The following is a 17260-nucleotide window of genomic DNA, read 5'->3' as shown; positions in this document are numbered from 1 at the left end:
TCGTGAGAGTGGCCGCGACCCGGTCGCCACCGCCGCTGCCGAACAGCTCGAGCTGGTGCGACGGGCCGCAGTGGGGACAGACCAGGAAGCTCATGTTCTCGACCACGCCGACGATTTGCTGATGGGTCTGCAAAGCGATCGCGCCGGCGCGTTCGGCGACCTCACGCGCGGCGACCTGCGGGGTGGTGACGACGAGGATCTCCGCCGTCGGCACGAGCTGGGCCACCGAGATTGCGATGTCGCCGGTGCCCGGTGGGAGGTCGAGCAGGAGCACGTCGAGGTCGCCCCAGAACACGTCGGCGAGGAACTGCTGCAGTGCGCGGTGCAGCATCGGCCCGCGCCATACCACCGGGGTGTTGCCCTCGATGAACATGCCGATGGAGATCAGCCGGACCCCGTGCGCGGTGGGCGGCATGATCATGTTCTCCACCTGGGTGGGCCGGGCCTCGGTGCCCAGCATGCGCGGCACTGAGTGGCCGTAGATGTCCGCGTCCAGCACGCCCACGGAGTGACCGGAGGCGGCCAGTGCGGCGGCCAGATTCACCGTCACCGAGGACTTGCCGACCCCGCCCTTGCCGGAGGCCACCGCGTACACCCGGGTCAGCGAGCCGGGCTGGGCGAACGGGATCTCCTTGGCCGGGGTGCCGCCGCGCAGCTTGGTCTGCAGACCGGTGCGCTGCTCCGGGCTCATCACATCCAGCGTGACGCGTACCTCACGCACCCCGTCCAGTCGGGACACCGCGTTGGTCACGTCGCGGGTGATGGTCTCGCGCAGTGGACAACCCGCCACGGTGAGCAACACGGTGACGGTGACCAGGCCGCCGTCGATGTCGATCCCGGCCACCATGTCCAAATCGGTGATCGGACGGTGGATCTCGGGGTCGTTGACGGTGGCCAGGGCGGCCCGGACCTGCTCGTGCGTCGGTGCGGCGGACATGCCCTGCATGGTATGCGGCCCGGCCGGATGGGCCGTCAGTCGTCCACGCCCTCGCGCTCCCGGGGCCGTTCACGTTGCCGTTCGGTGAGGTCCTCGACCAAGTCCTCGGCCACCCGCTGGAGCTCGGAGCGCAGGAAATCGCGGGTGGCCACCTCACCCAGCGCGGCGCGCAGCGCGGCCAGCTCCCGGGTCAGGTATTCGGTGTCGGCCATGCTGCGTTCCGTGCGGCCGCGGTCCTGCTCGTAGGTGACCCGGTCGCGGTCAGCCTGGCGGTTCTGTGCGAGCAGGATCAGCGGCGCGGCGTAGGAGGCCTGCAGCGACAGCATCAAGGTCAGGAAGATGAACGGGTAGTCGTCGAACCGCCAGGAGTGCGGCGCGAACACGTTCCAGGCAAACCAGCTCAGCACCACCGCGGTCATGTAGCCGATGAACGCCCAGGTACCCAGGAACCGGGCGGTGCGCTCGGCGACCGCGGCGAAGGTCTCCGCGTCCCATTGCGGACGACGGGGCAGCCGACCGGGCTGCCGCGGCAGGTCGAGTCGGGTCCGGGAGTCAGCCATGGTCGTTCTCCGGGCGCGGGGTCCAGACCTTGATCTGGCCGGTGTCATCGGGGGAGTAGCCCCGGTCCTCCTCGTCCTCGTCCTCCTCGACCTCGCGGCCGCGCCAGTCCTCGGGCAGCAGGTGGTCGAGCACGTCGTCCACGCTGACCACGCCGATCAGTCGCCGCTGCTCGTCCACCACGGGCGCGGCAACCATGTTGTAGGTGGCCAGGAAGCTGGTCACGTCGGCCAACGGGGTGGCCGGGGACATGGCCCGCATTTCCCTGTCCAGCACCATCGAAATCATCTCGGCGGGTGGCTCCCGCAACAGCCGCTGGAAGTGCGCGACGCCGAGGAACTTGCCGGTCGGCGTCTCCAGCGGCGGGCGGCAGACGTAGACCAGCGCGGCCATGGCTGGGGTCAACTCCCGGTGCCGGATGCGGGCCAGTGCCTCGGCCACGGTGGCATTCGGCGGCAGGATCACCGCCTCGGTGGTCATCAGACCGCCGGCGGTGTCGTCGGCATAGGTGAGCAGCCGGCGCAGTGGTGCGGCCTCCTCCGGCTCCATCAGGTCGAGGAAGCGCTCCTGCTCGTGCGGTTGCAGCTCACCGAGCAGGTCGGCGGCGTCGTCGGGCTGCATGGCCTCGAGCACGTCCGCCGCGCGGTCCGCGGCCAGGTGGTTGAGGATCTCCACCTGGTCGTCCTCGGGTAGCTCCTCCAGCACGTCAGCGAGCTTGTCGTCGTCCAGCGCGGAGGCCACCTCGGCGCGGCGCTTGGGGGACAGGTCGTGCAACACGTGCGCGAGGTCGGCCGGGCGCAGCTTCTCGAACGTGGCGAGCATGTTCGCCGCGCCCTGCACCACGTGCTCGGCGGCCAGGCCACTGACCGCGTCCCAGTTCACCGTCAACGTCTCGCCGCGTCGGCGCAGCCGGCTGCCGCCCTTGCGCACGTGCACCTTCGCGACGATCCAGTCCCGGTTGCGGGTCTGCTCCATCGCGATGTCGATGACCGTGACCTCCTCGCCACCGGCCACCAGGGTGGCCTTGCGGTCGAGCAATTCGGTGATCACCAAGGTCTCGCCGGATCGCCGCTCGAAGCGGCGCAGGTTCACTACGCCGGTGGTGATGATCTGGCCCCGGTCCAGTGAGGTGACGCGGCTCATCGGGACGAAGATGGGCCGCCGCGGTTGCACCTCCACGACCAACCCGATGACCCTGGTCGTCTCGGAGCGCGGCCGCACGTGAGCGACGGCGTCGCGAACCCGACCGACCTGGTCGCCGTTGGGGTCGAACACCGCCAGCCCGGCGAGATGGGACACAAACACGCGAGTGGTGGCTCCGGACATGGCTCACCCCTTCCGGCGTGCGTTCCCTGGGCTGCTCCGATCGATGGCCCGCGGGTGTCGGGGCCGCCGGGACAGGCTACCCGCCCGCGGGCAGCCGGTCCTCCCCATTGCGCCGGGGATAATCACGCGATGAGGGGAACGCGGGGCGCGGTGGCCGTGCCCACTGGCGCCGGCCGGGCGTGGGGCGGCATCGCCGCCGCCGACCTGGGCGTGCTGATGCTGGCCAGCCTGGCGGTGTCCACGTCCGGTCCGATGATCGCGGCACTGGCCGCGCCGGCCCTGGCGATCGCCTTCTGGCGCAACGCGTTCGGGGCCGCGGTGACCGCCGCAGCGATCAGCACCCGGGCGTCAAAGCGGGCGGAGTTCGCATCGCTGACGTGGCGTCAGATTCTTGTTACCACCGGGGCCGGCGTGTTGTTGGCGGCGCACTTCGCGTGTTGGACGCCCAGCGTCAGCTACACCACGGTGGCCTCTGCCACCGCGTTGGTGTGCGCGCAGCCGGTGTGGACCGCATTGGGCTCGCGGTTGGCCGGGCGAGCGGTATCGCGTGCCACCTGGACCGGCATCGGCATTTCGTTGGCCGCAGTGGTGTTGCTCACCGGATCCGACCTCGCGGTGTCCGGGCGGGCGCTGACCGGTGACCTGTTGGCGCTGGTGGCCGGCGCGCTGGCCGCGGCCTACACCGGAGCCGGGGAGGTGGCGCGGCGCACGGTGAGCACCGGGGTCTACACCTCGCTTTGTTACGGCGTCTGCGCGCTGACACTGTTGATCGCGGCCCTGATCGGTCGGGTGCAACTGACCGGTTTCGACACCGAGGTGTGGCTGCGCCTGGTGGCGCTGACCACCACCGCGCAACTGCTCGGCCACACACTGTTCAACCGCGTGGTGGGCCGGGTCGGGGCCACCGTGGTGGCCACCGCGATCCTGTTCGAGGTCCCCGGCGCGGCCATCATCGCCGCGATCTTCCTGCACCAACACCCGCCCGCCACCGCCATCCCGGCCGGCCTGCTGCTGCTCCTCGGGGTGTTCGTCGTGGTGCGGGCCGAGGGCGCCCGCCTGGCGGGGCACGCCCTGCCCGTGGACTGAGCTGCCCCATTGGCCCTCGGTAGGCTGTGGACATACCCATGTTGTGCGTGTGGAAGGTCGTGCCCCGATGAGCCAAGGCCCCAAGCTTCGTCCGCGTCGGTCCTGCCTGGCGGTGCCCGGCAGCAACCCGAAGATGTTGGGCAAGGCGCAGGGACTGCCGGCCGACCAGGTCTTCCTGGACATCGAGGACTCCGTCGCCCCACTGGCCAAGCCCGACGCTCGCAAGAACATCGTCGCCGCGCTCAACGATGGGGACTGGGGCAACAAGGTGCGGGTGGTCCGGGTCAACGACCTGACCACCTCGTGGACCTACCGGGACACCATCGAGGTCGTCGAGGGTGCCGGGCCGAACCTGGACTGCATCATGCTGCCCAAGGTGCAGAGCGCCGAGCAGGTCGTCTGGCTGGACCTGCTGCTCACCCAGATCGAGAAAACCATGGGGTTCGAGGTCGGCCGCATCGGCATCGAGGCGCAGATCGAGAACGCCGCCGGTCTGGTCAACGTCGATGCCATCGCCGCCGCGTCCCCGCGCGTCGAGACGATCATCTTCGGACCGGCCGACTTCATGGCCAGCATCAACATGAAGTCCCTCATCGTCGGGGAGCAGCCGCCCGGATACGACGTCGGCGACGCCTACCACTACATCCTCATGCGCATCCTGATGGCCGCCCGCATGCACGACCTGCAGGCCATCGACGGTCCCTACCTGCAGATCAAGGACGTGGACGGCTTCAAGCGGGTGGCCGGCCGCTCGGCCGCGCTGGGTTTCGACGGCAAGTGGGTGCTGCACCCCGGCCAGGTCGAGGCGGCCAATGAGGTGTACTCCCCGTCGCAGGAGGACTACGACCACGCCGAGCTGATCCTGGACGCCTACGACTACTACACCTCGGAGGCGGGCGGAAAGCGTGGCGCCGTCATGCTGGGTGAGGAGATGATCGACGAGGCCTCGCGCAAGATGGCAGTGGTGGTGGCCGGCAAGGGCCGCGCTGCCGGCTTCGCCCGCACCTCGAAGTTCGAGCCGCCGAGCGAGTGACGCCGGCTCAGCTGGTGGCGGGCACCGGGATCACGGTCAGGCCCGCCCCGCGCAGCCGCTGGAGCATGGCCGCGTAGCCGGGATCCGCGGTTGGGTCCCCGTTGCCGGCCCGGTTGGCCAGCAGCACCAGGTTGTAATTGCCGTGCTGGATGCTGTCCGTGGTGTGCGCCACCCAGCGCGCGCACGCGGCGGTGGCCTGCGGGCTGTCCTGCGGCTGGGCCGCGGCGGACATCCCGCAGTTGCTCGCCAGGTAGGTGGTGATCCGCCAGTTGCGCTGCGCGGCCAGTGCCTTCATGGTGTCCAGCCAGGCCTCGGAGCTGGAGTCGCCGGCCAGGGCCACCGCAACCGGGGCCGCCCGGTCGCCGAAGGTGCAGGAGGCGGAGGCGTAGCTGGGCGGTCCGGCCCAGCACGGACCGGTCGCCGCGGCCTCCACGGCCGAGGCCGCCACCAGTTCGGTGCCGGGGCCGGCGGGGCCGGCCTGATGGTGCGTCACGTGACCCGGACGGGTGACCAACACGATCACCGCGGCGGCGCCCGCCAGACCGAGCAGGCCGAGCACCGGCAGGCGCAGGAACCAGGCGCGTTGTCGGGTCCGCCGACGGGTTCCGGTGCCCTCGCCGCGGCGGCGGCGCGGAGCCGCGCCCTCCACCCAGCTGCCCTCACGGACGATCACGCCGCCCTCGAACCGGGTGGCGGCCCGGCGGGGAGCAGCGGTGCGTTGCTGGGGAATTCGGGCCGGCGGCGCGATCAGCAGAACGGCGTCGTCGTCGACCTGGTCCGGACCGAGCTCGGTGTGGTCGGTGGTGGTGGTGTCAGTGTCGGTGTCCATCGAATCTCCCTGTGTGGTGCGCCTCGCCCCGGGCGAGGACCGTGCGGTGTTGTGTCCTCCCGGACGCGAGGGCCGGCGGGCCGACCCTCGCAGTCCGGGGGGGTGGACGTGCTCGAGCCTGACGCGATCCGGGCCGACACGGCCAGGTAGGTACGCCAAACGGGTAAATCGCCCGATCCGGAAACGGCTTGCCAAACCGGACAGCTTGCGGCCGGCTAACCTCGGTGCGTGACGGGCGCGGGTGAGGTGGTGGACCGGGCCGCGATCGAGGCGCACCTGCGCCGGCACATCGATGCCTGCCGGATGCTCGGCTCGCCCATCTACAGCGCGCTGATGGCCCGTGCGCTGCACGACTACCAATGCGGCGGGCCGGTAGCCGAGGCGCTGAATGGCTTCGTCGGCGAACCGGTGCGCGCCGCACTGGCGCTGCGACTGTTCGGCACCGTGCACCGTTTTGCGCTGCTCGGCGAGGCACCGAAGCTGGCTCGCTATTACCCGAGCGTGGCCCGCGCCCGCGTCCTGCCGTTCGACGTCGAGGCCGCGTGGGCGGCGTTTCGGGCCACGTTGGTGCAGCGCGCCGCTGAGGTACGGGAGGGCCTGGCGGCGGCGCCGCAGACCAACGAGATCGGGCGCTGCGCGGTGCTGGCCGGCGGGCTGCAGGTGCTGACCGCGCGCCACGGGCTGCCCGTCCACCTGGTGGAAATCGGTGCCAGTGGCGGGCTGAACCTGCGCCCGGACATGTTGCGGGTGCAGTTGGCCGACGGCCGCGCGCTCGGGCCGGTGGGGTCCCCGGTGCTCATCGACGTGGATTGGCGGGGTGAGGTACCCGACCTGCACGCTCCGGTGCAGGTGCTCTCCCGTACCGGTACCGACCTCGACCCGGTCGATGTGAGCACTGCCGCGGGTCGACTGCGGCTGACCTCCTACGTCTGGCCCGACCAACTCGATCGGCTGGCCCGGTTGCGCGCGGCCTTCGAATTGGCCGCGGCCCTGCCCGTGCCGGTGCGCAAACAGCGCGCGCTGGACACCCTGACCGAGTTACGCCTGCAGCCCGGCGCGGTGACCGTGGTGTGGCACTCCCTGGTCTGGCAGTACCTGCCCGACTCCGAACGAGCCGCCATCGCGGCCCGGTTGGACGCGCTGGGTGCCACCGCGACCCCGGACATGCCGTTGGCCCGGCTGTCCCTGGAACCCCGCGGGCGACGTTCCCCGGACGGTGTGCAGTTCGTGCTTCGGCTGCAGACCTGGCCGGGCGCCGAAGTCGAGTTGCTCGGCCGCGCGCACCCCCACCGGCCGGACGTCGTCTGGCAACCGCTCCTTCAGAACGCTCGGCCGCAGTAACAAAGAAACTGGGTCTGCTCGTCCGCGCCGCCCGGCGGTTCCACCGCCGGGCCGAAGGCGCCGGGCTGCCGGATGCCGTCGCCGAACGTCTTCAGCAGCGCGAAGGCCTCGGCCACACCGGCGGGGTCGAGCCGCTCGTCCTGGCCGGTCGCCCGGGACAGGTCCCAGGTATGCACGATCGTGTCCGTGCACAACATGCCGCCGACGACGATCCCGAACGGCATGGTGCCGAAGCGTCCGGTGTCGACCACCTTGGTTGCCGTCGACTCATCCGCCATCGCCGACTCGATCGCGGCGCGCCCCGCCCGCCAGGCGCTCACCAGATCGGTGTCGACGGTGACCGGCTCCGGGGCGACGCCGCTCAGCATCGCGCCCATCGCGCGATGCACCTCCACGACGTGGGTCATCAACGCAGCGCTGTCCCACTCCGTGCACGGGGTCTTCACGGACCACTGGTCCGGGGTCAGCCGCGCGAGACGGTCATCGAGGCCCGCGGCGATCCGGCCGTAGCGGGCGCGGATCTCGGAAACGTCGAGCGCGGCGTCAGTCATGGAAGCACGTTACAAGCCGGTCTCAGACGGGCATCAGCGCCCAGTAGTCCAGGTCCAGCAGCACGTTCGGGGCGTACTTGGCGTCCTCGCCGCGCAACGTCATCGACTCGTCGCGGCCGCGGGTTGCGACCAACCGCAGCCGCAGCGCGCCGACGCCGGGGGCGTCCAGCTCGGCCTTGTCGAGGACTTCCGACCACGCATAGACGGTGTCCTTGGCGAAGGCGGGGTTGGTGTGCGCGCCGCCGTTGATCGCCGCGATCATCGCGGCGTTGGCCAGACCGTTGTAGGACAGCGCGCGGGCCATCGAGATGATGTGGCCGCCGTAGATCAGTCGCTTGCCGTCCGGCCGGGCCTCGACGTTGAAGTGCACCTTGGCGGTGTTCTGCCACAGCCGGGTGGCCATCATGTGCTCGGCCTCGGTGAGCGTGACGCCGTCGACGTGGTCGATCTTCTCCCCGACCCGGTAATCCCCGAGGCGATGCGGTTCGCCGGCCGCGACGAAGTCGTAGCGGGAGAAGTCCAACCCGTCTGGGATCGGCAGTTCCTTGGCCGACAGCGCCGAGGCCAGTTCGGGCAGTACCGTCTGCGGTGCCGGGGCGTCGACGTCCCGCTTGTGCACCATCACCCAGCGCGCCCAGTCCAACGCCACCTCGCCGCGTTGGTTGGTCGCGGTGGAGCGCACGTACACCACGCCGCTGCGGCCGTTGGAATTCTGCTTGAGCCCGATCACCTCCGAGCGGGTGCGCAGGGTGTCGCCCGGAACCACCGGCCGATGGAAGCGCAACTCGGCATACCCGAGGTTCGCCACCGCGTTCAGCGAGACGTCGGGGACCGTCTTGCCGAAGGCGATGTGAAAGGCCACCAGGTCTTCCACCGGCGCCGGGTGCAGGCCCACCGAGGCGGCGAACGGCGCCGAGGACGGCACCGCGAACCGCGTCGGGTACAGCGACGTGTAGAGCGCGCGGTCGCCCTCGGTCACGGTGCGCGGTGTCGCGTGCTCCAGCACCTGGCCGACGGAGAAGTCCTCGAAGAAGTTGCCGGGGTTCGTCTTGGCCATGGCGCAGATCCTGCCTCAGGTGGCTTTGGCGTAAGCGATCCGGTGGGCGATACGGCCGGCCGCCACCGCCCGCCTGCCGTACCTGGTCTCCGGCGGCGGCGGGTGTTCGGTGCGGGTCATCGGCAGCCCGGACAGGGCCGCGTGCAGTCCGGCGGCGTAGCTGTCGTCGTCCACCACCATGTGCAGCACCCCACCCGGTGCCAGCAACTCCACACACCGGGCCAGCACCGGTGCGGACAGCAGCCGACGGGTGGCGTGCCGGCGCTTGGGCCACGGGTCGGGGTGCAACGCCTGGATCAGTGTCAGGGTGCCGGGCGCGAGTAACGGCAGCAATGCGGTGACGTCTTCGGGCAGCACCCGCACGTTCGCCGCGCTCGCCTCGGCCAACCGGTCCATCGCGCGCAACTGACCCGGCGCGTGCACGTCCACGCCGAGCAACCGCAGGTCGGGAAAGGCGGCGGCCAGCGCCAGCAGCGATTCGCCGTAGCCGAAGCCGATGTCCAGCAGTTGCGGCGCCCACGCGGCCGCGCTCGCCGCATCGCCGAACGCCAGATCCGCGGCCCGGACGGCCAATCGGCTGCGCTTGGTCTCCGGCATCCGGCCGCGAGTGCGCCAACTGCGCGGCGTGAACTCGGCGGCCTCGGTCATTTCGGCAGCATGCCCCACCGCTCCAGGGTGTCCACCAACCCCGGTGCGGTGTCCAGCAGTAGGAGTTCGGCGCGGCGCACCCAGCGCGCGTCGCCGGCGTCGTCCCCGGCCCGCAACCGGCCGCCGGTCACCGCGCAGGCGTAGTCGCGCACGTCGTAGCTGACCCCGGCCGGACCCGGCAGCACCACGGTGCCTACCCGGACCCCGACCGTCACCTGCAGCCCGGTCTCCTCGGCCACCTCGCGGCGCACCGCCTCGGCGTCTGACTCGTCGCCCTCCACCCGTCCGCCGGGCAGCGACCACGTCCCGACGCCCGGCGGATTGGCCCGGCGAATCATCAAAAGTCGGTGGTCGTCGTCGTGCACGACTGCTCCCACACACGAAACCCGCACCATGCGGGACATGCTGCCGGCGGGGTTGACGCGGGACAGGTGGGGGAGGAGCGTCGCTGGGGACGACAGTAAGGGGTTCGCGTATGAGCAAGCCGTACAGCTGCGCCCGCTGCGGTGGCCCGGTGCGCGAACCGGGGATCTGGTCGAATGCCTGGCGGTGCGAGCGGGACGGCGATGTGGACCCGGTGGTCCCGCCGGCATTGCCCAGCCACGAGCAGCTGGCCGCGGCGGTGACGGGCGCGCGCATTCCGTTCTGGCTGCCCTGGCCGCTGCCCAACGGGTGGCTGGCCACCGGGCTCAGCCGGGCCGGGGACGACCGCACCGGGGTGCGCGCGGCGCTGCTGGCCTGCGGGGGCCCGAACCCGTTGGGTGGCTACGGGGAGATGGTGGTGATAGCGGAGGAGCCCGGCGTCGGCCTGGGCGCGCGCTGGGCGGGTTTGCCCGGCCTGGACCCCGGCCGAAAGCTGGCCACCACAACCGGCCCGCACGCCAAGGTGCACGTGGCCGGGCACGCCACCCCGCTGTGGTGCGTGGACGGGGCCGCGGACAGCGCGGTGTACGTCGGCGAGGCCCGCGGCCTGTGGCTGTGGATCGTGCTCTGGCCGAGCTCCGCCGGCGCTTTGGTGCACGACCTGACCCTGGTGGACCTGCGTGACGCGCCGACCGATCTGCAACCGCCGCTCGGCGCACTGTCCCCGCGGCTCTAGCCGGGTTTGATCGGTAGCTCGGAGCTACGCGGCCGGTGAGGCCTGCTCGTCGTGCCCCTCGAGGGGCCTGAGCGCGTCGAGCTCGAACCACACCTGCTTGCTGCCGCCGAACTCCGACCAGCCCCAGCGCGCGGCGAGAGCGTCGACCAGCACCATGCCCCGGCCGTTCAGGCTGTCCGGGTTGGCCCGACGCAGCCGCGGCGGCTCGCCGGGACGTGCGTCGTGTACCTCGATGCGCAGCCCGTGTTCGGCGCGGCGGGCGATCAGCCGCATCGGTTGCAGGCCATAGCGCAGGGCGTTCGTGACCAGCTCGCTGACCAGCAGCTCGGCGACCGCCTCGTCCACCGGCACACCCCAGCGATCCAGGCTGCGGTGCACCAGATGACGGGCCCGGCCCACCTCACCCGGGTCGTCGCGCAGGGCGGTCCGAAGTTCCAACGCCATCCTTCTCGGTTCCCGCGCGGCCGATTCGTTTCACCCGTTCGGCCGCATTCGCTTGTCATACCCCCGCGACCCCTCATGGTGCCGCGTCCGGAGCGCCTTGCAAGGGTGTTCGGCAAAGATCTACAGGGAGCACTCAGATGGCTACTCCGTGTAAACAATGCTGGTGGGATCTGCCCAGAATCGGGCCAGCAATGCCACCGTTTCGGCCGGCTGCTCCACGGCCGGGGAGTGCGCGGCGCCCGGGATGACCGCGTGCGCGGCGCCGAGGCGGGTGGCCATCTCGGCCTGTTCGGCGGGCAGCCAGATGTAATCCTTCGCGCCGTGGGCGACCAGCACCGGGACCTGTGTGGCCGCCAGCTCCGCGGTCCGGTCCGGTGTTCCGGTCAGCGCCGTGGCCATCGCGGTCATGCCGGCCTTGGCGGTGCTGAGGAAGCGGCGGGCCAGGAAATCCAGCACGTCCGGCGCGACCCCGTCGTATTCCCCGTTGGTGGCGGCCGCGGCGTGCGCGAAAGTCCAGATGTCGGCCACCGAGAACATGCCCAGCGCGGAGAGCAGCGTCTGGATGCGGTCGGCCTCCCGGGCCACCCGGATCGGGCCCGGCCCGGAGCACAGCAGGGTGGCGCTGCGCACCGCGGCCGGCGCGGCGATGGTGGCCGTGCGCACCACCAAGCCACCGAAGCTGTGCCCGACCAGGTGTGCGGGCGCGCCGGTGGTGGCCGCGACGGCCAGCAGATCGGCGCCCAGCGCGTCCAGCGAATAGGCCGCCTCGTCGTCCGGGCCGGGGGTCTCGAACTGTCCGCGCTGGTCGTAGGCGAGCACGTGGTACCCGGCCGCGGCGAGGGGTTCGAGCACGGTGATGAAGTCCTCTTTGGAGCCGGTGAAACCGGGGACCAACACGACACTGGCCGTCGCCGTGCCTGCCGGCTGCGCCTCGTGGACGGCGAACGGACCGCGGTCGGTGTCCAGGGTCCGGGCCCGGGCGCACGGGGGTAAGGACAGGTGTGGTGGAGTACTCACGCGTAGGACCGTACCGAGCGATGCGCCCGGTGCGACGGGCCCCGGGGGAAGGGCAGAATAGAAGCTGTGACACGGATTCTGGCCGTGGCAAATCAGAAGGGCGGGGTGGCCAAGACCACCACCGTGGCCTCCGTGGCCGCCGCCCTGGTCGAACTGGGACGTCGGGTGGCGGTCGTCGATCTCGACCCGCAGGCCTGCCTGACGTTCTCCCTGGGGCTGGACCCCGATGCGTTGGAGTTGTCCACCCACGATGTGCTGATGGGCCGAGTGCCCGCGCGCACCGCGCTGCAGCGGGTGGCCGGTGGGGTGGACCTGCTGCCCGCCGAGATCGACCTGGTGGGCTCGGAGAAGTTCCTGAACAACCGCAACGGCCGCGAGTTCGTGCTCGCCGAGGCGTTGGCCGACCTGCGCGCGGACTACGACATGGTGCTGCTGGACTGCCCGCCCGCCCTCGGTGTGCTCACCGTCAACGCGTTGACCGCGGCGGATCAGCTGATGATCCCGGTGCAGTGCGAGACGTTGGCCCACCGCGGCGTCGGCCAGTTGTTGGAGACGGTGGCCGAGGTGCGCTCGCGGTCCAACGGTCGGCTCACCGTGCTGGGCGTGCTGCCCACGCTGTTCGACGGTCGCTCCAAGCACGCCCGCGCGGTGCTGCAGGACATCGGTCAGCGCTACGGGGTGACCGTGCTGGAACCCGCGATCCCGCGATCCATCCGATTCGCCGAGGCTCCCGCCTCGGGTCGGTCGATCCTGGAGACGGCCGGTCGCTCGCCCGGCGCCGCGGCCTACCGCGAGTTGGCGCTACGGCTGGCGAAGGACGATGTGGCGTGAGTGACTTCGACCGGATCAAGCCGCGCTCGGCCTCGCCCGCGCCGCGTCGCCGTGAGCCGACGACGCCGACCCGTCCGGATCGGGACGGCAAGCGCGCGCTGTTCAGCGCCGAGGTTCCGCCGGCCTCCACGGTGCCGTTCGGGGCGTTGACGGTGACCTGCAAGGACTGTCGGGTGACCACCGCGATGACCTTCGGCGCCGCCATCACGGCGGCGGTGCCCAGCGTCCATCTGTTCCTGGTGAAGAGGGGCTACCCGTCCTGGATGCGCTGCCCGGCGTGCAAGCGGCGCACCTGGGTACGCCTGGGCTTCCGCGCCCACTGAGCGCGACAGAGGCCGTCGGCCAGAGCGCACGAAAAAGGGTCGGCGGCCCTTGACGTGATGGTGGGTCAGCTGTCGGTGGCGGCGTCAGCCGACCCGGCGCCGCGGGTGCGCCGCCGACGACGGGCCGGCCGCGGGGCGTCGGCCACCGCCAGCGCCGCGGGGGCGGCCTCGGTGCTCGTTGGTTCCGCCGTCCCGGTCACCGGCTTGCCGCTGCGGGTGCGGGACCGGTTGCGGTTGCGCTTGGGGCGCGGCGCGCGCTCCGGCTCGCTGTCTCCGTTCTTGCGCGAGGCGGGTACCCGGCTGCGCGCCCGGCCGGTCTCACCGAGGTCCTCGACGTGTTCGGCGTCCAGCCCGGCCCGGGTGCGCGCGGTCTTGGGCAGCACCCCTTTGGCGCCCTGCGGGATGCCCAGCGCGGCATAGAGGTGCGGCGAGGTGGAGTAGGTCTCCAGCGGCTCGCCCAGGCCGAGGTTCAGCGCTTTGTCGATGAGCTGCCAGCGGGTCATGTCCGCCCAGTCCACGAAGGTCACCGCGACCCCGGTGCGCCCGGCCCGGCCGGTGCGGCCGATGCGGTGCAGGTAGGTCTTCTCGTCCTCCGGGCACTCGTAGTTGATCACGTGTGTGACGTCATCGACGTCGATGCCGCGCGCGGCCACGTCGGTGGCGACCAACACGTCGACCTTGCCGTTGCGGAACGCGCGCAGGGCCTGCTCGCGGGCCCCCTGGCCGAGATCGCCATGCACCGCGGCGGCGGCGAAGCCCTTCTCGGTGAGCTCGTCGGCGATGGACTGGCACAGCCGTCGGGTGGGCGCGAACACCATGGTGAGCCGACGGCCCTCGGCCTGCAGGATGCGGGCCACGCACTCCACCTTGTCCATCTTGTGGGTGCGGAACACGTGCTGGGTGGTCTCCGGCACGGTGTGTTGATCGGAGCCGGACTCGGCGCGGATGTTGGTGGGGGTGCGTAGGTAGCGCCGGGCCAGGGAGACCACCGGGCCGGGCATGGTGGCCGAGAACAGCATGGTCTGCCGGTTGGCCGGGGTGTCCGAGATCAGCCGCTCGACGTCGGGCAGGAACCCCAGGTCGAGCATCTCGTCGGCTTCATCCAGAACCAGGCATTTGACGTGCGCCAGGTCCAGGTGCCGCTGCTTGCGCAGGTCCAGCAGGCGACCGGGGGTGCCCACGACGACCTCGACCCCGGCCTTGAGAGTGGCCACCTGGGGTTCGTAGGCCCGGCCGCCGTAGATCGACAGGACGCGCACGCCGCGGCGCCGGCCGGCCAGTTCGAGGTCGCCGGTGACCTGCACGCACAGCTCCCGGGTCGGCACGATGACCAGCGCTTGCGGGGCGCCGGGAACGGCCAGGTCGAGGAAGTCGTCGTCGCCGGGGGCGACCAGGCGCTGCAGGATCGGGATGCCGAAGGCCAGGGTCTTGCCGGTGCCGGTACGTGCCTGGCCGATGACGTCGGTGCCGGTCAACGCGATCGGCAGGGTGAGTTCCTGGATCGGGAAGGCCTCGGTGATGCCGACCTCGTCGAGTGCGTCGGTGATGGCGCGGATGACGCCTAGTTCGTGAAAGGTGCTCAGGGCTACTCGCCTCTTCGTCTTTGTTGTCGCGGCACGCCGGGGCGGGCTGCGTTTCGTTGTCTCGGGCCGTCGTTTGCGACCGGCGGCAGGTCGGCGGCGCGCGAGAAACCGCGCCACGGTGGGGTGGACACGGCGCTGCGCGCGGACCCGGGCCCGCCGGGGGAGGCGGGCGGATCGGCACGGACACCGGTCCGGTACGCATCCAGCATAACTGTCACCTACCCGTTACCCGGCCGAACGCGCCGCAGCGGCCGGCTACGCTACGCCCCGTGAGCACTTCGGCGACCGATGGAGCGGGCTTTTTCGGGTCGGTGGGCCACGCTGCCGCGGTGTGCGAACTGCTCGGCCTGATGGCGTGCGGGGAGTTGCTGGCGTTCGAGCGGCTGGCGCACGACGCCACGCTGGCGCCGAGCATGCAGGACAAGGCCGAACTGGCCCGGATGGCGGTCGCCGAGTTCAACCATTTCGTGCTGCTGCGGGCCCGGTTGGCCGACCTCGGGGTGGATCCGGGCGCGGCGATGGCGCCGTTCGTGGCCCCGCTCACCGAGTTCCACCAGCGCACCGCGGCGGGCAACTGGCTGGAGGGCTTGGTCAAGGCGTTCGTCGGGGACGGACTGGCCGCGGATTTCTATCGGGAGATCGCCGCGCAGCTGGACGAGGAGACCCGCGATTTGGTGCTCAACGTGCTGGACGACACCGGGCACTCCTCGTTCGCGGTGGACCGGGTGCGGGCGGCGATCGCCGCGGACCCGCGGGTGGCCGGCCCGCTGGCGTTGTGGGGTCGCCGGTTGGTCGGCGAGGCGCTGACCCAGGCGCAGCAGGTGGCCGCCGAGCGCGAGGGTTTGACCGCGCTGGTCATCGGCGGGGTGGACGGTTCGGGTCTGGACCTGGGCGAGATCGGGCGCATGTTCACCCGCCTGACAGATGCTCATTCCGCCCGCATGGCCGCGCTTGGCCTGCAGGCCTGAGTCGTGCTGACGAGGCGTCAGTTCGGCACTGGCTCGGCGACAACGACGCGGTAGCCGGGCGGTGACTCCAACTCGTGCGTACCGCAGCTCAGCGGCCGGGGCTCGGCGGCGGGGGCGTCGGCAACACGCACCCGCCACCGACCGTCGGCCACCGCCAGCTCCACTTCGGTCCACTCGCCGGCGGCTTCGTGCGCGATGGGTAGCACCGCGTCGATCTCCCAGCGCCCCAACCGTTCCCGCAGCCAGGCCTCGGCGGCCTGGACCGGTGCCGTCCAGCAACTGCGGCCCCGGAAGTGCTCGGCGACGATGTGGCCCGCGCGGTAGGCCGCGGCCACCTCGAGGCTCTGCGCCACCGACGTCCGCCCGTACATCAGCCCGTGCGGGAAGCACGCCAGGGTCGGCGCGAAGCGGTGGCCGCCCAGGTGCGTGCTCTCCCAGGTATCGGCCGGAAAGCGCTCGGCCATCGCGGCGGCCACCGGACGCCCGGTCAGCGCACAGCAGGAGTCCCGTCCGCCGTGGGTACAGATTAGGAACACGGCGGCGGACCGCTCCGCGGCGTCCGGCAGCTCACCGTTCGCCAGGGCGTCCAGGTCCAGGTCCAACACTGCCCGGGGGTCTGGCAGCCGCAGCCGCTGCAAACGCGGTGCCGACGGGCCGGTGTGCACCAGCAACACCTCGGTCTCCGGACCGACACGTGGCAATCCCGCCGGGCGCCGGATCAGGTTTGTTCGAACCCCGACCCGATCGGTGGCCGTACGCAACTGCTCGGCCAGCCCCTCCGGCCAGCGCACCCCGCGCGGTGCCTTGGCCGGCCATGGACCCGGATGTTCCACCAGCAACCAACTCGGTGCGGTGGTGGCCGTGGCGGTCAGCGACTCGGCCAGGCCGAGGCTCACCTCACGGCACGGCGGCAGCTCCTCGATGCTCATCGCACCGAATCTTGCCAAGTCCTAGTAGGTGAAAACGCCCTCGACCTGGAAGCGGGCATCCTTCAGCGCGGCGACCAGCTTGTCGTTGACGATCTCCAACACCCTCAGGTTCGCGGTCTGGCCGGGACGTAGGTTCGCCGCGGTGCCGGTGTCCATCGTGATGCGCTGGCCGTCCTTGGTGTAGGCCGCGATCGTGATGTCGAAGGAGTGGGTCAGCGGCCCGGTGTTGGTGACGGTGACCGGCAGTGAGGTCTGTTGCAGGCCCGTTGCGTCCTTGGAGATCAGCAATTTGTTGATGTTGATCTTGATCGGGGCCTGACCGATGCCGGGGTCTGACTGCCCGACCGCCGAGTCGTCACTCGTCGCATTGGGCTGTTGCCCGAGCGTATGAGTCGATCCGGTGGGACGTGCTGCGGTGTCGTCCTCGGCGCCCCGGGAGTACGCGGCCGCACCGACGCCGAAAATGGCGCCGAGAGCGAGCAGTACGGGCAACAGGATCGCGAGGCGTCGGCGACGTCGCGGTGCACTGGTCGGGGAGGACTCCGAATAGCCGGCGGGCGGAGGAGTCATCTGTCCGAGACCTCCTTTCGAGGCCATCGGCCGTCGCCCGGGCGCGGTGATCCGAGCGTTCGGTGTGGTGCAAGTGCCTCAGGATGCACCGGATCTAGGGAAAGGTTCGCCCAAAGCCGAGTAGATTTCG

The 17260-nt window shown here is 71.1% G+C and carries 20 protein-coding genes; 7 read left to right on the top strand and 13 right to left on the bottom strand.

Going from position 1 to position 17260, the window contains the following annotated elements:
* The 3 genes from VGJ14_16615 to VGJ14_16605 form a co-directional block, all read right to left on the bottom strand.
* Nucleotides 1-937, bottom strand: a 937-nt coding sequence (locus VGJ14_16615) for a P-loop NTPase (GenBank protein ID HEY2834053.1), incomplete at its 3' end; no start/stop codon positions are given.
* A gap of 35 nt (nt 938-972) precedes the next feature.
* Nucleotides 973-1497, bottom strand: a complete 525-nt coding sequence (locus tag VGJ14_16610; protein ID HEY2834052.1) for a DUF1003 domain-containing protein — start codon at nt 1495-1497, stop codon at nt 973-975.
* Nucleotides 1490-2821 (bottom strand): CBS domain-containing protein, encoded by a 1332-nt coding sequence (locus VGJ14_16605; protein ID HEY2834051.1) that lies wholly within the window; start codon nt 2819-2821, stop codon nt 1490-1492. The genes VGJ14_16610 and VGJ14_16605 overlap by 8 nt, the downstream gene beginning before the upstream one ends.
* A 129-nt stretch (nt 2822-2950) precedes the next feature.
* Between VGJ14_16605 and VGJ14_16600 the strand changes: the two genes are divergently transcribed.
* Both VGJ14_16600 and VGJ14_16595 read left to right on the top strand, forming a co-directional pair.
* Entirely contained in the window at nt 2951-3907 is a 957-nt protein-coding gene (locus VGJ14_16600) for a DMT family transporter (protein ID HEY2834050.1), read from the top strand.
* Nucleotides 3908-3974: 67 nt separating this feature from the next.
* Nucleotides 3975-4940 carry a CoA ester lyase gene (locus tag VGJ14_16595; protein HEY2834049.1) on the top strand — a complete coding sequence of 322 codons (966 nt, stop codon included), beginning with the start codon at nt 3975-3977 and terminating at the stop codon, nt 4938-4940.
* Nucleotides 4941-4947: 7 nt separating this feature from the next.
* On the opposite strand, the gene VGJ14_16590 is transcribed toward VGJ14_16595, so the two are convergent.
* Nucleotides 4948-5769 (bottom strand): SGNH hydrolase domain-containing protein, encoded by an 822-nt coding sequence (locus VGJ14_16590; GenBank protein ID HEY2834048.1) that lies wholly within the window; start codon nt 5767-5769, stop codon nt 4948-4950.
* Between the two features lie 228 nt (nt 5770-5997).
* Here VGJ14_16590 and VGJ14_16585 point away from each other — a divergent pair, with 228 nt between their 5' ends.
* On the top strand, nt 5998-7110 hold the full coding sequence (locus VGJ14_16585) for a DUF2332 family protein (protein ID HEY2834047.1): 1113 nt from the start codon (nt 5998-6000) through the stop codon (nt 7108-7110).
* Here the strand turns inward: VGJ14_16585 and VGJ14_16580 are convergent.
* Genes VGJ14_16580 through VGJ14_16565 form a run of 4 tightly spaced genes read right to left on the bottom strand, consistent with a single transcriptional unit; the run spans nt 7089 to nt 9761 of the window.
* Complete coding sequence (locus VGJ14_16580; protein HEY2834046.1) at nt 7089-7661, bottom strand: TIGR03086 family metal-binding protein; 573 nt, start codon at nt 7659-7661, stop codon at nt 7089-7091. The genes VGJ14_16585 and VGJ14_16580 overlap by 22 nt on opposite strands.
* A 22-nt stretch (nt 7662-7683) precedes the next feature.
* Nucleotides 7684-8718 (bottom strand): MaoC family dehydratase, encoded by a 1035-nt coding sequence (locus VGJ14_16575; GenBank protein ID HEY2834045.1) that lies wholly within the window; start codon nt 8716-8718, stop codon nt 7684-7686.
* A gap of 15 nt (nt 8719-8733) precedes the next feature.
* Entirely contained in the window at nt 8734-9366 is a 633-nt protein-coding gene (locus tag VGJ14_16570) for a methyltransferase domain-containing protein (protein ID HEY2834044.1), read from the bottom strand.
* Nucleotides 9363-9761, bottom strand: a complete 399-nt coding sequence (locus VGJ14_16565; protein ID HEY2834043.1) for an NUDIX domain-containing protein — start codon at nt 9759-9761, stop codon at nt 9363-9365. The genes VGJ14_16570 and VGJ14_16565 overlap by 4 nt, the downstream gene beginning before the upstream one ends.
* An 80-nt stretch (nt 9762-9841) precedes the next feature.
* Between VGJ14_16565 and VGJ14_16560 the strand changes: the two genes are divergently transcribed.
* Nucleotides 9842-10465, top strand: a complete 624-nt coding sequence (locus tag VGJ14_16560) for a DUF6758 family protein (protein ID HEY2834042.1) — start codon at nt 9842-9844, stop codon at nt 10463-10465.
* Between the two features lie 24 nt (nt 10466-10489).
* Here VGJ14_16560 and VGJ14_16555 read toward each other — a convergent pair whose 3' ends face one another.
* On the bottom strand, nt 10490-10903 hold the full coding sequence (locus tag VGJ14_16555; GenBank protein HEY2834041.1) for an ATP-binding protein: 414 nt from the start codon (nt 10901-10903) through the stop codon (nt 10490-10492).
* A gap of 147 nt (nt 10904-11050) precedes the next feature.
* Entirely contained in the window at nt 11051-11926 is an 876-nt protein-coding gene (locus VGJ14_16550) for an alpha/beta hydrolase (protein HEY2834040.1), read from the bottom strand.
* Nucleotides 11927-11992: 66 nt separating this feature from the next.
* On the opposite strand from VGJ14_16550, the gene VGJ14_16545 reads away from it, so the two are divergent.
* On the top strand, nt 11993-12757 hold the full coding sequence (locus VGJ14_16545; protein HEY2834039.1) for a ParA family protein: 765 nt from the start codon (nt 11993-11995) through the stop codon (nt 12755-12757).
* A complete protein-coding gene (locus tag VGJ14_16540; protein HEY2834038.1) occupies nt 12754-13080 on the top strand; it encodes a hypothetical protein in 327 nt (108 codons plus the stop codon). The genes VGJ14_16545 and VGJ14_16540 overlap by 4 nt, the downstream gene beginning before the upstream one ends.
* A 65-nt stretch (nt 13081-13145) precedes the next feature.
* Here the strand turns inward: VGJ14_16540 and VGJ14_16535 are convergent, their stop codons facing one another.
* A complete protein-coding gene (locus tag VGJ14_16535) occupies nt 13146-14780 on the bottom strand; it encodes a DEAD/DEAH box helicase (protein HEY2834037.1) in 1635 nt (544 codons plus the stop codon).
* A 152-nt stretch (nt 14781-14932) separates the two neighbouring features.
* Between VGJ14_16535 and VGJ14_16530 the strand changes: the two genes are divergently transcribed.
* Nucleotides 14933-15631, top strand: a complete 699-nt coding sequence (locus VGJ14_16530) for a ferritin-like fold-containing protein (protein HEY2834036.1) — start codon at nt 14933-14935, stop codon at nt 15629-15631.
* 17 nt (nt 15632-15648) lie between these two features.
* On the opposite strand, the gene VGJ14_16525 is transcribed toward VGJ14_16530, so the two are convergent.
* Complete coding sequence (locus VGJ14_16525) at nt 15649-16560, bottom strand: sucrase ferredoxin (GenBank protein HEY2834035.1); 912 nt, start codon at nt 16558-16560, stop codon at nt 15649-15651.
* A 21-nt stretch (nt 16561-16581) separates the two neighbouring features.
* Entirely contained in the window at nt 16582-17130 is a 549-nt protein-coding gene (locus tag VGJ14_16520) for a hypothetical protein (protein HEY2834034.1), read from the bottom strand.
* Nucleotides 17131-17260: the final 130 nt, after the last annotated feature.

The organism is Sporichthyaceae bacterium, assembly GCA_036493475.1.
In the GTDB taxonomy this organism is placed as follows: Bacteria; Actinomycetota; Actinomycetes; order Sporichthyales; family Sporichthyaceae; genus DASQPJ01.
This window is presented reverse-complemented; position numbering and strand designations above follow the sequence as displayed.

What these genes read in the sequence shown, in the direction of transcription:
- VGJ14_16610 (HEY2834052.1), bottom strand. Translation starts at nt 1,497, where the DNA reads ATGGCTGACTCCCGGACCCGACTCGACCTGCCGCGGCAGCCCGGTCGG.
- VGJ14_16605 (HEY2834051.1), bottom strand. Translation starts at nt 2,821, where the DNA reads ATGTCCGGAGCCACCACTCGCGTGTTTGTGTCCCATCTCGCCGGGCTG.
- VGJ14_16600 (HEY2834050.1), top strand. Translation starts at nt 2,951, where the DNA reads ATGAGGGGAACGCGGGGCGCGGTGGCCGTGCCCACTGGCGCCGGCCGG.
- VGJ14_16595 (HEY2834049.1), top strand. Translation starts at nt 3,975, where the DNA reads ATGAGCCAAGGCCCCAAGCTTCGTCCGCGTCGGTCCTGCCTGGCGGTG.
- VGJ14_16590 (HEY2834048.1), bottom strand. Translation starts at nt 5,769, where the DNA reads ATGGACACCGACACTGACACCACCACCACCGACCACACCGAGCTCGGT.
- VGJ14_16580 (HEY2834046.1), bottom strand. Translation starts at nt 7,661, where the DNA reads ATGACTGACGCCGCGCTCGACGTTTCCGAGATCCGCGCCCGCTACGGC.
- VGJ14_16575 (HEY2834045.1), bottom strand. Translation starts at nt 8,718, where the DNA reads ATGGCCAAGACGAACCCCGGCAACTTCTTCGAGGACTTCTCCGTCGGC.
- VGJ14_16570 (HEY2834044.1), bottom strand. Translation starts at nt 9,366, where the DNA reads ATGACCGAGGCCGCCGAGTTCACGCCGCGCAGTTGGCGCACTCGCGGC.
- VGJ14_16565 (HEY2834043.1), bottom strand. Translation starts at nt 9,761, where the DNA reads ATGGTGCGGGTTTCGTGTGTGGGAGCAGTCGTGCACGACGACGACCAC.
- VGJ14_16560 (HEY2834042.1), top strand. Translation starts at nt 9,842, where the DNA reads ATGAGCAAGCCGTACAGCTGCGCCCGCTGCGGTGGCCCGGTGCGCGAA.
- VGJ14_16525 (HEY2834035.1), bottom strand. Translation starts at nt 16,560, where the DNA reads ATGAGCATCGAGGAGCTGCCGCCGTGCCGTGAGGTGAGCCTCGGCCTG.
- VGJ14_16520 (HEY2834034.1), bottom strand. Translation starts at nt 17,130, where the DNA reads ATGACTCCTCCGCCCGCCGGCTATTCGGAGTCCTCCCCGACCAGTGCA.